5 protein-coding genes are annotated in these 14,012 nt (G+C 49.4%); 3 read left to right on the top strand and 2 right to left on the bottom strand.

Translation table 11 applies throughout. The features are described from left to right. Positions 1-115 precede the first annotated feature (115 nt). Positions 116-1,000: a LysR family transcriptional regulator gene (locus K331_RS0123165; RefSeq protein ID WP_028592107.1), complete on the top strand. Its 885-nt coding sequence runs from the start codon at positions 116-118 to the stop codon at positions 998-1,000. Positions 1,001-1,232: 232 nt separating this feature from the next. On the opposite strand, the gene K331_RS33070 is transcribed toward K331_RS0123165, so the two are convergent. Together K331_RS33070 and K331_RS0123155 are read right to left on the bottom strand one after the other, a co-directional pair. Further along, positions 1,233-2,525 (bottom strand): collagen-like protein, encoded by a 1,293-nt coding sequence (locus K331_RS33070; RefSeq protein ID WP_028592106.1) that lies wholly within the window; start codon positions 2,523-2,525, stop codon positions 1,233-1,235. Between the two features lie 416 nt (positions 2,526-2,941). Then, positions 2,942-11,209, bottom strand: a complete 8,268-nt coding sequence (locus K331_RS0123155) for a leucine-rich repeat protein (RefSeq protein WP_028592105.1) — start codon at positions 11,207-11,209, stop codon at positions 2,942-2,944. Between the two features lie 575 nt (positions 11,210-11,784). On the opposite strand from K331_RS0123155, the gene K331_RS30305 reads away from it, so the two are divergent. Further along, positions 11,785-13,278 carry an ATP-binding protein gene (locus K331_RS30305; RefSeq protein WP_051289986.1) on the top strand — a complete coding sequence of 498 codons (1,494 nt, stop codon included), beginning with the start codon at positions 11,785-11,787 and terminating at the stop codon, positions 13,276-13,278. Further along, positions 13,275-13,976, top strand: a complete 702-nt coding sequence (locus tag K331_RS0123145; protein WP_028592104.1) for a response regulator — start codon at positions 13,275-13,277, stop codon at positions 13,974-13,976. The genes K331_RS30305 and K331_RS0123145 overlap by 4 nt, the downstream gene beginning before the upstream one ends. The last annotated feature ends 36 nt before the right edge of the window (positions 13,977-14,012 follow it).

Below are 14,012 nucleotides of genomic sequence, written 5' to 3'. Positions count from 1 at the left end.
TCCTTTCAACAGAGTTGCCATGCAAGCTCTGGCTTCTTTTGGATAACTACACTATAATACGATCAGAAGCCATACATGTAATTGATAAATTTAAGAGGAGCTATAGATCAGGTCTATGAACAATAATTATGAGCTATACAAAGTATTCTACTGGGCAGCCAAGACCGGAAGCTTGACTCAAGCTGCAAAAGCGTTGTATCTGACGCAGCCTAGCGTAAGTCATGCGATCAAGCAGTTGGAGAATAGCTTCGGAATGACCCTCTTCAACCGAAATGCCAAGGGTGTAGAACTGACTCAGGAAGGTAATGTCTTGTACTCCTACATCGAGCAATCCCAAATCTTCATCTCACTGGCAGAGGAGAAGATGGCGGCACTCAAAAAGCTGGAAAGCGGTGAGCTGCGCATCGGTGGTAGTGATTCGTTGTTCAAGCATTACATTCTTCCCTACCTTGAGAACTTTCATCACAAGTATCCGGGCATTAAGCTCCATCTGAACCACGGTACGACACCTGAAGTAATATCCTTCCTTAAGGAAGGAAAGATTGATCTTGGTGTTGTGCGTATGCCGATCGTTGACCCTCAGCTGGAGGTCAAAGAAACGCTACAGCTAAAGGATTGCTTTGTCGCTGGAGAGAAATATGCAGCTCTGAAGGGCGAGGTCCTAACTCTGGACAAGCTGTTGGAGTATCCCATTATTCTGTTCTCACGCAACAGTCGTGTCCGGGTAGCCATTACGGAATTATTCGAAAGCTTCGGCCAACGAATTCGCCCCGAAATTGAGGTCGGCAGCGTGGATCTGTTAATTGAAATTGCCAAACGGGGCTTGGGCATCTCCTATGTTACCCGGGAATTCGTCACTAAGGAGCTGGAGGAAGGCTCACTGTTCGAGGTGCAATTGGAGGTACAGCTTCCGCCTTCTCACGTGGGTCTCATGATTATGAAGAACATGCCTTTATCCAGCGCAGCTACTCGATTTATAGAGCTATTCAATTGTGAATGACACTGAGTAATGTAATGATTAGTGACATATTCTAACGTTCTAAGATTAGGATAGATTTCGCTGTTATGCTCCAAAAGCTTACATGTCCTAGTACCTTGATCAGACCAAATAAGTATCGGTCAAGGGTACCAGCACTAGGTTAGTAAAAAAGAAGCCTCGAAACAGTACCGCAATATAGCGGACATTCGAGGCTTGCTTTTTATTATCAGATTGTCAGGTTGGCCGTTTGTCTCTATGCCAGTCTTTGAATAACGATAGATGCGCTTACTGTTGGTGTACCTCCACCAATTTGGTTAAGCAGTATGACCGTTCCTGTGTCGTCAATACGGTTCAGGGTCAATACCCCTCCTGCTGTAAGTGCTGTAACAACCTGCCCCTGATACGGGTTATTACCGGCATCTGAGCCATAGTTACTACACAGTACCAGAGCAGCTGGTGGCGCGCCTGCTGGATCGAAGAACAACCCGAAGGCTGTGTTGCCCTCTTGCGGGAACACTTCCCAGCTAATGCTATAAATGCCCGTCGTATTGATATTGATGCTGGATGGCGCTGTAAATGTAATGGCAGCCGAGCCTAACAACGAGTCTGTAAAGGTCACCGCGCCACCTTGCCCACCTGCCACTGGGGCGGCTGCTACGTTTTGCTCTGCTGTACTGCACAAGAAAGCAAAATCAGAAATACCTCCTGTTGCTCCTGTAGCTCCTGTGGCTCCCGTAGCTCCTGTTGCTCCCGTAGCTCCTGTTGCTCCCGTAGCTCCTGTGGCTCCTGTGGCTCCTGTTGCTCCTGTCGCTCCCGTAGCTCCTGTCGCTCCTGTTGCTCCCGTCGCACCTGTCGCACCTGTCGCACCTGTTGCTCCTGTTGCTCCTGTTGCTCCCGTCGCACCTGTCGCACCTGTTGCACCTGTTGCTCCCGTAGCTCCTGTCGCTCCTGTTGCTCCTGTTGCTCCCGTCGCCCCTGTCGCACCTGTCGCACCTGTCGCACCTGTCGCACCTGTTGCACCTGTCGCACCTGTTGCACCTGTTGCTCCCGTGGCTCCTGTAGCACCTGTTACGCCCTGTGGCCCTTGCGGACCTGTTGCGCCCTGCGGACCTTGCGGACCTGTTGCGCCCTGCGGACCTTGTGGACCTGTTACGCCCTGTGGCCCTTGTAGACCTGTTACGCCCTGCGGACCTTGCGGACCTGCTACGCCCTGCGGACCTGTCGGACCTGTCGGGCCTGTGGCCCCGCGAGCTCCTGTAGCACCTGTTGGACCGGGTACTCCCGGTACCCCTGGTACCCCTGGTACGCCTGGTACCCCTGGTACTCCAGGTACACCTTGTGCTCCGGTAGCCCCTTTTGGCCCAATCGGGCCCTGTGGCCCTGGTGGGCCTGGAACCGGAGTGACCTCAACAATCGGCGGAGGGCATATTGGCTTGATTACTTTTTTCTTCAGTACTACTACCTTTCCGCGGTGTTTCTTAACTCTGCATACTTTCTTGATTTTTTTTCTGCATTTCAATTTGGAATTGTGGTTATGACATTTCATGTGGACTAAGCACCTCCCTAATGGATAATCCATCCTACGTCAACCGTCTAAGGCTGGTATAGATTCATGCCCATTACTTTAGAAAAGGGGCTTGTTCTTAGGAGAGAATATCCATATACACACAAGCAAGTCCGCTTCGTCCGGGAGCTGTACCAACAGGATTTGTCAGTTCATTGCCAATCATCATTAGCACTAGCCGTTAGTTCTGAATCGCGGTCCAGTGGCACCAGAAAAATCTGTCTATATTCTCACATACCAGTCATCTTCAGCTCTCGCAAAAAAACTCCTTGCATATAGTGACGGATATACCGACCAGCCATATACAAGGAGCAGCTCAATTTCTAATTAGTTACTTTGGTGTTTTTTCCTAAATGACTTGAATTTTCAGTAAAATCTAAGCCACCAAGTTCTTCTTCTTAATTCAAATTATAAATTCTGTACAGGAATACCGCAGCCTCTGCACGGGTTGTTGGCGATTTAGGCTGAATCTTGCCATCAGCCCCCGTGATCAACCCCTCATGTACAAGTGTTGCTACACCCTCGGCGGCATAGCCAGCAACCTCAGCACGATCATTGAAGGCCTGAATGGCTTCTACCAAGGCTGCATTAGCGGTTAGAGCATCGGCCTTCCTCAGTGCTTTATACGTCATGACCATCATATCCTGTCTGGATATCGGCGTATTCGGGCCGAATTCATTGTTGCCCGTACCACCTACAATACCCAATTGCTTGGCAATTCCAGCAGCCTCGTAGTAGTAGCTACCTTGTTGCACATCAGTAAAGTTACTCTCGATGTTTGCTGTCAGGTCCAGCGTCTTCACTAGCAAAGTCAGATATTCTGCACGGGTAATCTGCTTCGCTGGCGAGAATTGATTTGCTGCTGTGCCTTGGATAATTCCTTTGGATGCAAGCACCTCGATCGGTTGTTTGGCCCAAACATGACGGTTCAGATCCTGGAAGGATTGCACGACATAAGCAACAGCATACTTGCTGAAATGATTCGTAGTAAAGCGTACTTCTCCAGTTGCTGCATTATATCGACCAGAGCTAACAGGAGTAGCCTGCCCTGCCTCATCAATATACTGAATGGTAATGAATTCTGGATTGTCGAGCTCAGTTGCTGTAGGTGAATATGGAATAGCAATCGTCACGGTAGCTTGGTTGTTCTGCCATACGAGTTCTCTATCTCCTAACCTGAGACGAATGTCGACTACCGGACGATCGCCAACCCATGCCTGTGCAGCTGCATCCAGTTGGCTATGATCTGCTGGGCTCAGCAATAATGTAACCTGCTCGGCATCGCCTGCCTGTGTCTCTTGAAGCATATTGCTTGGCAATGTAACTGTAGCCAGATTGGTCTTGATGTGTATCGCTCGTGATGCATTCGATGCTGTCAGGAAGCTAGTTGGCATGACTACCTCATACGACTTCGCTCCTTCAGCTTCAATCGTGATGCTCACGGTTGTAATTCCTTTGCCATCCGCTTGTGTAGCAGCAAAGGCGCTGGTAAGGAAATCTGCATCCATCGTAACTGTAGCTTGACCTGTGCTCGCATTCAATCGGGTCTGGAACGATGTGATCGCATTTCCACTTGCATCAAGCACACGCACTGTTGCTGGGACTGTGGCCGTAGCTCCACCTCCACTTGTGCTTGTACCGCTATGGTTCCCCCCGGCTTCGCTGCCGATATCTTCTCCTGAGCTACCTCCGCCATTATTGCCTCCACCGTTATTACCACCACCATTGTTACCTCCTCCGTTGTTGCTAGAGTCGATAATCGAGATTACGATAGCAGCTGCTTGGCCTCGGTCAAACTGTACCTGCAAGACTAGCTCTCCTACAGGCTGCGTAGCAAGATATGCTTGGCTGATAACCAGGCTTTGTCCATCCACCCGATAGGAGCCTTCTCCGATAGACTCACCATTTACGGTGACATCTGTAATCGAGGAAGCGTCGTTCCAGGTCACATTCATCGTAACATCCTGCTGCTTGTCCTCCTTCTTGTCGAAGGTCGCCGTTCTAGGGCTGATGTCTGCCGAGATGAGAGGCGCCTCTGTATCACGGATCGCCTCAATGGTCAGCACAGCCTTGTCACCGAAGTCAAAGAACAACTCGACAGTCACCTGGTCCCCTTCATTCAGATGCAAGGCGGACAATAAGCCTTCTTTGATGGTAAGTGTATTTCCGTCAATCGTGTAGTCAAGACCTTGTTTCATTGCATTTCTACTGTATACGGCGTCCGTGACACTCATGCTAGGTCCCTCATTCACGCCATAGACAGCTAAAGTTACACTCTGTGCGTCATTCCAGTTGATCGCAGTGCTCACATCAGCAGGCTTGCTGATATTATAGCTGCGTACCGCTGGTGTAAGTGTCGCTGACACAGCCGAAATGATCACTTGGCCGGATGACAGGACCTCCAGTTCACGTGCACCGGATCGAACGACACCTGTCTCATCCTTAGCATCGGCATAGACCGTATACTTGCCAGGCTCAGGAAGGGTCCATTCATAGGTGGTGGCTCCTGCATAGGTATCCAAGGTCACTGTCTGCTCTGTCTGTGCATCCCATGCACGGAAGGAGAAGGATTTGGCTCCAATACCTCCCTCAGCCTGAGCGCTTAGACTGATCGTTCCAGCTCCATCTTCGTGTTTGGCCTTCACCTGTACCGTGATCGGATCATAGACCTTGAATGGAATTCCTTCATTAATCGCATGCTCCTCAGCCATCGAACCCTTCCATCCGTAAATGGTAGCCGCATTCGCATCAAATACTGCAAACCCAGGAATCGATACGCCCTCACCCAATACAACCGTCGTCAATTGTGGTGAGTCTGTGAAAGCAAAGGAACCAATAATCGTATTACTATCTAGGATAGCAACGGATTTCAATTGGCTGGAGAAGGCAAACGCCCAATCCTGCACTAGCTCGATCTGATTACCCAGTACGACAGATTCGATACCAGTATCCGAGAAAGCAAACACGCCGATATCCTTCAGGCTATTTGGGAACGTAACCTCTTTTAGTTGATTAACTCCGTTAAAGGCCGATGTTCCGATGGATTCCAAACCTTCCGGGAACTGCACCTCTGACAGGAATTTCGCATTTTGGAACGCATAATTGCTTATCCGGGTAACCGTTGACGGAATGCTGTATACAGCATCCGGCTTGGCAACCGGATATTGAATCAGTAGCGTCCGTGCTTGGTCCAGCAGTACGCCATCCTCACTGGCATAAGCCTTATTCTCCGGGTCCACATTTACGCTGGTAATCATGCGTGAGCTGGCAAAAGGATTCGAGCCGATCTTTGTCACGCCTTTACCAATGTTAATTACCGACAATCGCTCATTATTGGATAATACGAAATCACCCAATGACTCTACTTGCTCTGGGAACGTAATTTCCACTAGACTACTATTGTATTGGAATACATAGTCTCCGATGCTTTTGACACCTGTACCCAGATCTATATTACGTGTGTTGGCATTGTAAGCAAAAGTATACGGGTTCAAGTGCGTGACACCGCTGCCTACGGTAACGGATTCAAGTCCATCATTATGATAGAATGCTGATCGTCCAATATCAGTCACGCTATCAGGAATCGTAAGCGTACGGATACTGGTGCTATTAGCAAATCCAAACTCACCGATTGTCGCAAGTGACGTCCCAAGATCAATGGAATTCAGCTTCGTGCTATAGTTGAATGCATAGTCATCCACCTTGCTCACCGATTCAGGTATGGCATAGCTGTCTCGACCATGTCCTACGGTGTAACGCACCAGCGTGTGCTGTTGCTTGTCAAACAGTACTCCATCCATACTTGAGTAAGCTGGATTCTCGGCATCGACTTCAATACTGCTCAGACTGGAGCTTCCATTGCTGTCAAATACCCGCTTGCCTAGTGAGGTAACACCTTTACTAATCTCAACATGACGCAGGCGAGGAATATAAGCAAATGCCATATCTCCAACCGTTGTTACGTTATCCGGGATATTCAGGCTCTCAAGCTGTGTCTCGATAAAGGCCGATTTCCCAATCGTCTGTAAGCCGCTTCCCAAGTCCAGTGTAGCGATTTTGGTACCTGCAAAAGAAGCATCTCCTATAGACACCATCGTGTCCGGGAGCTCCAGCGAGGTCATGTTAACTACAGAAAGGAAGGCTTCATTGCCAATCGTCTGCAGCACTGACGGAAGCTGAATTTCTTTCAGGCTTTGCGCTGAATAGAAGGCTCTGTCACCAATAGCTGTTACCCCATTAGGAATATTGACAGTAGTCATATTCACATTTTCTGCAAATAGACCGTCACTGATCCGGGTAATGCCATTTCCTAAATGAGCAGAGACCAGGTAACCGAGTTTTGCAAACGCGTAATCGCCAATCTCCGTGACTGAATCAGGAACCTCGATGCTCTTGATTTTTAGTGAATTATAGAAACTTCGTTCGCCAATGCTCTCGATACCATCCTCGAGCGTAACCAGAGCTAGGTGTGAGTTCTCTGCGAACGCATAAGCACCTATCTTCTTGACGGTTCCGGGTACACGGACGGACAGAATGTCATCACGGTAATAAAATACATAATCGCCGATCTCCCTTACCTGCGAAGGGATAGCAATGTGACCACCGTCCCCCTGATAGCTTACCAGCACGCCATCTACAATTGTGTAGTCAGCCAGTGACGGGTCCTCTACAGTAATGACGATGCTCGCCGATTTGCCAGAAGCTGTAGCTGTAATGGTAGCCGTACCTGCTGCCAGCGCTTTGACTACACCACTAGCATCTACGCTGACTACCGTGCTATCCGAGCTTGTCCAGGTAATCGGCTCGGTTACAATCTCCGGATTCGTCGATGCGACCACAGTCTGACTGGCTCCGATGGCCAAGGTCATGGTCTTCCTGTTCAATACAATACCTTCACTGCCGATTGGTGTGACGGTCACCTGACTCACCGCCGTCTTCCCTCCAGCTTCAGCTGTGATCTGTGCTGTACCAGGTCCAATAGCAGTCACGGCTCCATGTGTGTCCACCGTAGCCACTGCAGGATCAGAGGTGGTCCAGATGACAGGCTGCTCTGCTTCAGCTGGTGTGAAGATCGCTCGCAGATCCTCTGTTGTACCTACAACAAGCGCAAGCTCTGTCTTGTCCAATGTGAGATCCGTGAGCTCGATAGGGTCCAATATGATGTTTGCACTAGTGTAATTCAGGGCATAGTCGAACAAGTCCACTTTAATTCTATGCGTAGAAAGACCGTTCTGCGTCAGTGTATCACGAACGTTGCTAATATCCATGGTGACCTTATTTACAGCGGTACCATCCGCCAGCTTCTCATCCGCATCTCGAATGGGATACAGATCGCTCAGGGCACCGCCGTCTAGGGTAGCCAATTGCAGACCACTAATATAGTGATTGTCTGTAATATTCATTTCCAGGAAGGTATTTCCATCCTCTTCATAAATGCTGTAATCCGTCAGCACAGGTCCGGTCTTGTCATAGGCAAAATCAAAGCTCCATGTGTCCTTACCTTGCCCATTCGTTCCTGCCGCAGTAGCTTCTACCTTGTAGGTATACATACCCTCTGGGACTTCACTGTTATTTGCATCCAATCCATCGAAGGTCGGGGCAGTACCAAGCAGCGCTTCCGCCCAGCTTACCAGATCAAGGGATGGGAAATACAAGGACTTGCGTACATGTGAATAATTGGTCTCTTTATACACATGACCGTCTTTACCCGTGACTGTGAAGCTCATGTCCTCCGCATTGCGAAGCAGTCCCGTGTTCGTACCCAGGATTTTAGAGCTGTTGCCCAGACTCTGTGGAGAGATTGCAAATTTCTCTGGCATCACTCCCCAGTTCAATCCTTTGGCGATGGCAATATGATTTTGTCCCAGCACATTGCCCTGCTCTGGGAATGCATTGTATACCGTGCTCCCAAACATGGAGTAGCCTTCATCACCATATTCAGTTCCATCCAGCATCGGCAGCTGCCCCCAGTCTCCGTAGAAGGCCAGGAAAGGCAACGATAGATCCACACCGGAATCAGCGTCCAGCATGACAAATCCGTCTACAAAGGTTCCGTTAGGTGTCTGACGGTTGAATTGTGCTTTCATGGCATCTGACAGTGTAATCGTAACTGTAACCGTTGCGCTTCCTCGAGCAGGTACCGTTACCTTGCCATTGGTTGCTCCACTATATTGAATATTAATGCCATTGCCAGCATAATCCGTAGATTTCTGTTCCAGCAGAGACTTGCCGTTGCTGGTTATTACATTCTCGGATAAGGCAGCTGTGTTCAGCTCGTAGCTCAATGCCTCATCAGAGATACTATGGATACGGAAGGTGAACGAATAGCTTCCACTCTTTCCGTCCCCCAGCTCGGCCTTCGGTCTATCATTCCCCTCTACGCTCAAGTACGCTCCAGTCGTAATGGCTCCGGTCACATCTGCCAGACCAGCGCCCTGTTTGCGTGGGGAATAGAATTGACCACTGCTTGCGTCCTTGGCCGGATGAGCTGTACTCATCAGTAAGGAATGCACCAATTTCTCCTGGGTCAGCGGATCAGTGATGCTCAGTGTGTTCGTGACGTATTGCTTCACCAGAGCTTCGGCACCTGCAATATGAGGCGAAGCCATGGAAGTCCCGCTCATGCTCTTATAGGCATTGCCGAGAACCGTGGAATAGATCCCCTCGCCTGGAGCTGTGATCTCAGGCTTCAGCTTCAAGTCTGGCGCTACGCCCCACGAGGAGAACGCAGACATATTACCGCCTTCTGGATTCGTTATGCTTGTCTTCAAGGAATCACTCAGTGTTAATTTTTTCGTCTGCAATCCAGCCAGATATTCTCCATCGTTCTGTGAGATGGCTACAGCCGGAATATAATAGGAGCCAATGTCCATTTTAAGCTGACCCGCTACATTGTTATAGACAACCACTGCTACCGCACCAGCTGCGTAGGCATTGTTCAGCTTTTGCTGGAAGCTGATTTCACCACCACGTGAGATCAGGGCAATTTTCCCCTTCAGATTACCAGCATTTTGAATGTCCGTAGTACTACCTAACCCTACGTGAACATAATCATATGTATCATTCAGTCCCTGGATTTTGGGATCACTGTCATAGGATTGATCATTGAATACAATTTTGCGATCCCCGCCCGCAATGTATGGAACATCCGACAATGTCATATTCGCCATGCTGGCTACAGACAATGCAGAAGCATATGTGGACGGTGAAGCCACAATAGAGTTGTCTGGGTCCGTAGCGAACGGCAGGTTCTGACCTGACTGATTGCCGTAGGCAGAGCTATAGCTGTTACCTGCTGCCACAACCAGATTGACGCCAGCCTTTCCGATTCGATCGTACATCTCATCCTTGCTGGCCTCCCCTTCTGTGCTGAAGCCTGCATTGGCACCAAGACTCATATTAATGACGTCAGCACCCAGTTTCACCGAATCCTCCAGTGCGGCAATGATGCTCGCATCATTCGTGGAACCGTTCATGTCATCAAATACTTTCATAATCATGAGCTGTGCGTCTGGCGCTACACCCTTCAAGTGGTCGCCGTTAGCTGCTACGATCCCTGCAACGTGTGTACCATGCTCATTATCAGGGTCTCCGGATGGAATGACATTCGTGTCCTTGTCCGCATAATCATACGCATAGGGCACCTTGTCATTCACGTACACAGCATCCACATCGGAAATGCCAGAGGACATGCTTGTACTGCCTAGCACGTTACTTACCTTCTGGCGTGTGTGTTTGAGCGTAAGTGCTGGTGGCATGTTCTTGGAGAAGGCCTCATGCTTCCAATCCAGCCCCGTGTCCACGACGGCTACTGTCGTACCTTTCCCTGTATATCCTGAACTGTTCGCCGTATTGGCACCAATCATTGCAGAGCTGCTCTCCATCAATGTGCCAATGGACTGTACAGGCTCAATGGGTCCATAGGTAGTAGCAACCCAGGCATTCTTTACACCCGGAAGCTGCTGGATTCCTTCCAGGTTACTGTAGTCTGCTTTGATGGAGAATGCATTCATAACCATGTAATAGTCATACAGGACTTCAATTTCAGGCGCTTCTGCAAGCTCCATGCTCGATGTATAAGGAACAGCCAGCTTGGACTCACGAAGCGCTTGCCCCATCAACCCCTGCTGATTCAAGGGCTGCTCCGTCTGTGCCTCTTCAGCCGCCGCCTGCTCTGCGAACTCCTCCTCAGCAAGCTTTTGGATGCGGTTTTTTATGGTTCTATGCTGAACTTCAAGATTATTTTCACTGGTGCTGAATGAATTAATTCGGCTGCGGAGCGCCTGTGCAGATGTACGCGAAAGCAGTGGAACACCATCCAATTCCACCATGATGATGACTTCCCCACCAGGCTCATAAGTCGTATTGATCACACTTGCTGGGCCATCCGTGCCATAAGTGACCTCTCCCACAGCTTTAAGAGCTGTGCCATTATTCGGCAGAGTACCTGTCTCCAGTTGTGTTCTAAAGGACGGCCCCCCCGAGCCATACCTTCCTGCCTGATTGGTAGATGACGTCCCGAACTCGGATAAAGCTGACGCCGATATTCCGGTCCATTCTTGCCCTGCCTCTTGTGCAAAGCCAATTCCTGTGGCACCCAAGCTGTTACCTACGAGCAAGGCGGTAACGATACTTGCTGCCCACTGTTTCTTCCAACGGTTGACCAATCTTCTCCCCCCCGAACTTGATATACACTTTGATATACACTCATGAATAAGACCCGGCCGGATCCATATCAGAATCATTTCTGTATCTGTCTCTAGCGCGATGTCCATAAATGATAATGATAATTATTATCAATATAAAGAATAGTGGTAGATATCGTCAATAAAAAAATGTCTACCGCTAGTTGTCGGCAGACATTCTTCCTGTAAATATACAATTCAAATTCTTCATAGGGATACGAAAATAACCCATAGATATAACTCACAAGACTCCATCATACTTTATTGGGACAGCATACCCTACAGTACAATAATCAGCTTTAATACGCTAACGATCGCTTCTCCCCGAAAGCCTCGTACTCTGCCCTCCTGATGCTCGTTTATGCTCATATATTTTTTAGGACTTCATCATATTTTTATGAAATTTTTACACCCTGGAATGATATCTTTTACTCCTTTTTTACAGTAACCTAAAGTGAGAATGCATCGAACAAGGAACAGGGTGTGATAACTTGTCTGCACAGCATCGATTTCGATTTTGGATAAAATCAGGCCCGTATCTAGGGACCACATTAGGCATGACAATCATGACGGTTATCTTACAGCAGCTTGGAGTCGAGATGGTGAGTATTGCATTACTCTACTTGCTGCCGGTACTTGTCAATGCCGCAATATGGGGCCTGTCTGCAGCAATATATGCTGCCTGTTTGGGCGTGCTGGCCTTTAACTTCTTTTTCGTGCCCCCACTTGCGAGCTTCTCCGTATCGGATGCGCACTATCTGGTTACCTTCGGAGTGTATTTTGCAGTAGCCGCTCTTACAGCTGGGCTAGCGGCCAAGTTGAATAAGCAAATTCGTATATCCGCTCAGAGAGAGGCACACACTGCAGCGCTGTATACCCTTAGCAAGCAACTGGGCACGACGAACGATACGTCCAGCTTACTGGCCCAATTTGCTGAGCACGTGCATAGTAGCCTTGAGATAGACACAGTTGTGTACCTAGCAGAGTCGAGCAGTTCGCTCGTTCTTGTCTACCCGTTGGCTCCCTCAGCAGACAACGGGTCGATTTCTGCTGAGGCAGCACTCGCCAAAAACGTATTTGTGACGGGAGAAGCCTCGGCAGTGTCCCCCCGCGACTCAGATACATCGTTAGGCTATATGCTACCTCTACAAACAGAAGGTGGTCCCTTTGGTGTACTGGCATTGTATATGTCACAAGAAGCAGCTGTCGGGAGCAGCAATGAATATTTTCATCTCTTTGAGGGACTTGGCGGATTGATCTCCAGTGCCATTGCGCGAATCAAGCTGGCGGAAGAAGCCAGGCTTGCTCACATCACAGCTGAGTCAGAGCGCCTGCGCACAGCCATACTGAATTCAGTATCGCATGAGCTGCGAACCCCACTTGCGGCCATTATCGGCTCGGCTACAGGACTAATTGAGAATGAGCGACTCTTCTCTCAGGAGGATCGTGCAGAACTGTTAATGACAATTCGAGACGGAGCCCTGCGCATGAATCGTCTAGTGCTGAATTTGCTAGGGATGGCACGACTTGAAGGTGGTATGCTGCGTCTACGAGAGAACTGGTGCGACATTGAGGATATCATCGGTGTGATGCTGTCCCAGGTCAAGGGCGATCAGGAGCATCGTGAGCTCGTAGTCAAGCTACCCGAGGGCGACCCCATCCTGGTCTTAGGTGATGAAGTGCTGCTGGAGCAAATGCTGGTCAATGTCATCAGCAATGCTATAAAGTACAGCCCGGATTACAGCAAAATTATCGTTTCGGTGCGATTAGAGGCTGAACAAGTTATTATCATGGTCTCGGATCACGGTATCGGAATCCAGCAGGAGGAATATGAACGAATCTTCGATAAATTCTACCGTTCGGAGCGAGCCATGCCAATTACAGGCACAGGCTTGGGGCTGGCCATCAGCAAAGGTATCGCTGAATTGCATGAGGGAACGATTGTAGCTGGGCCCCATGAGCCACAAGGGACAACCATTACGATTACTCTGCCTGAGCGGCCAACAATGCAGCTACGTACAGACTCGCGAAAGGAGCCAGAAGAAGAATGACCACGCAAGAGCAAGGAGCACGAATTCTAATCATTGACGATGAACCACAGATCCGTAAGCTGCTGAAGGTCACACTGCAGGCCCATCAATATGCAGTCAGTGAAGCGGCTACAGGAGAGGATGGCTTGCGACAGGCGACATTGACCTCGCCAGATATTATCCTGCTGGACCTCGGTCTGCCGGACAGATCCGGTATGGATGTCCTCGCAGGGATTCGGGAATGGTCGAATGTGCCTATCCTTGTCCTCACGGCCAAGGACAGAGAGGAGGACAAGATTGCTGCGCTGGATAGCGGAGCTGATGATTATGTAACCAAGCCATTCGGGATGGGGGAGCTGGTCGCACGCATCCGTGTGGCGCTCAGGCATATGGCCAAGTCTACACACGAACCAATTTTGACAGCAGGAGAACTTTCCATTGATCTTGCCCAGCGCATCGTCAAGCTGCGTGATGAACGAATTAAGCTGACACCAACAGAATATGAGCTGCTCAAGGTACTGGCTACTCATGCAGGGAAGGTCGTCACACAGCGGCAGCTGCTACAGCAGGTGTGGGGGAGTCAGCATAATGAATCAGACAGCCACTATCTGCGTATCTACATCGGCCATTTGCGCAAGAAGCTGGAGGAGGACTCCACCAGACCGCAATGGATCATAACCGAGCCGGGAATTGGTTATCGCTTCATGTCTGGAGAATAACACCTGCGATTTTAATGAAATGGGGAAACATGCCGA

It is taken from the genome of Paenibacillus massiliensis subsp. panacisoli DSM 21345 (assembly GCF_000426545.1).
Classification (GTDB): domain Bacteria; phylum Bacillota; class Bacilli; order Paenibacillales; family Paenibacillaceae; genus Paenibacillus; species Paenibacillus panacisoli.
This window is presented reverse-complemented; position numbering and strand designations above follow the sequence as displayed.

Coding starts and splice junctions, on each gene's coding strand:
- K331_RS0123165 (WP_028592107.1), top strand. CDS start 116: ATGAACAATAATTATGAGCTATACAAAGTATTCTACTGGGCAGCCAAG.
- K331_RS33070 (WP_028592106.1), bottom strand. CDS start 2,525: ATGAAATGTCATAACCACAATTCCAAATTGAAATGCAGAAAAAAAATC.
- K331_RS30305 (WP_051289986.1), top strand. CDS start 11,785: ATGACAATCATGACGGTTATCTTACAGCAGCTTGGAGTCGAGATGGTG.
- K331_RS0123145 (WP_028592104.1), top strand. CDS start 13,275: ATGACCACGCAAGAGCAAGGAGCACGAATTCTAATCATTGACGATGAA.